This window comes from Kitasatospora sp. NPDC007106 (genome assembly GCF_040634455.1).
GTDB classification, from domain to species: domain Bacteria; phylum Actinomycetota; class Actinomycetes; order Streptomycetales; family Streptomycetaceae; genus Kitasatospora; species Kitasatospora arboriphila.
This window is the reverse complement of sequence record NZ_JBEYFP010001342.1, coordinates 1-1,204: the sequence shown is the minus strand read 5'-3', so window position 1 is coordinate 1,204 and position 1,204 is coordinate 1. Positions and strand designations below refer to the sequence as shown.

General features: G+C 75.3%; 1 protein-coding gene and 2 pseudogenes. 2 read left to right on the top strand and 1 reads right to left on the bottom strand.

Features of this window, described 5'->3' with window-relative positions; translation table 11 throughout:
• Positions 1 to 226: 226 nt before the first annotated feature.
• Entirely contained in the window at positions 227 to 553 is a 327-nt protein-coding gene (locus ABZ641_RS38345; protein ID WP_359989288.1) for a rhodanese-like domain-containing protein, read from the bottom strand.
• A gap of 43 nt (positions 554 to 596) precedes the next feature.
• Here ABZ641_RS38345 and ABZ641_RS38340 point away from each other — a divergent pair.
• A pseudogene (locus ABZ641_RS38340) lies at positions 597 to 950 on the top strand (helix-turn-helix domain-containing protein); the annotation flags it as partial.
• 152 nt (positions 951 to 1,102) lie between these two features.
• Positions 1,103 to 1,204 (top strand): annotated as a pseudogene (gene ppnK, locus ABZ641_RS38335) (NAD(+) kinase); the annotation flags it as partial.

The following is a 1,204-nucleotide window of genomic DNA, read 5'->3' as shown; positions in this document are numbered from 1 at the left end:
GCGCGGATCGCCGCGATCACCGACGACGGCCGGGCCCGGCTCGCCACCGCGGTGCCGCTCTGGCAGGAGGTGCAGTCGAAGTTCGAGGCGGCCTTCGGCGCGGGCGAGGCCGCCGCGCTGCGCACCTCGCTGGACGCCGTCCTCGGCACCGGCTTCGAACCCTGGGCCGAGTAGCGGACGGCGTCCGCGCGGGACGGCCGTCCGGTGCGCGCCCGGCCGCCGGCCGTCAGGCGGACTCGGTGGGCAGGCCGGCCGCCACCCAGTCCTGGATGCCCTCGCGGTACTTGCGGACGTCGGTGTAGCCGAGTGCGGTGAGCCGGTCCGCGACCTGCCCGCTGTTCGGGCAGGCCTCGTTGGAGCAGTAGGTGACGACGGCGGCGCCGAGGTCGGGGAGCAGGCCCGGGGCGAGCGCGTCCACCTCGGCGCGCACCAGCGGGACGGCGCCGGGCAGGTGCTGCGCGGCGTAGTACTCGCCGCCGAGCGTGTCGAGGACGGTGACGGTGCCGGCCTCGATCGCGGCCGCCAGTTCGTCCCGGGTGATGAGCGCGGTCATGTCGTACCTCCACGGGGAGTCGGATTCGGACTATAGTCCGGTTATGGCTTCCGACATTAACGGACCGCAGTCCGGTTCTGCAATCCCCCCGCACCCCGGCGACGCGCCCGCCGCCCGCCCGGTGGACCTCGAACTGCTCCGCACCCCGCCGCCGGTCGAACGCGCCGACGCCGCCCGCAACCGGGCCGCCGTCCTGCAGGCCGCCGCCCGGCTGTTCGCCGAGCACGGCGCGGAAGCCGTCTCCATGGACCAGGTCGCCGCCGCGGCGGGCGTCGGCAAGGGCACGCTCTTCCGCCGCTTCGGCGACCGGTCCGGACTCGCCGCGGCCCTGCTCGACGCCCGCGAGCGCGACCTCCAGGAGGCGATCCTGCGCGGGCCCGCCCCGCTCGGCCCCGGTGACGGCCCCGACCCGGACCCGGCCGACCGGCTCACCGCCTTCACCGACGCCTACCTCGACCACCTGCTGGCCCACCTCGACCTGGTGCGGATGTCCGAGACCGCCGCCCGCGGTGCCCGCTACCGCATCGGCGCCTACCGCTTCTGGCGTCGGTGATCTACTGGGCGCTGAACGAGGCGTCGATCGAGAAGGCGGCCCGGGAGCGGATGCTGGAGGTGGTCACCGAGGTCGACGGCCGGCCGGTGTCCAACTTC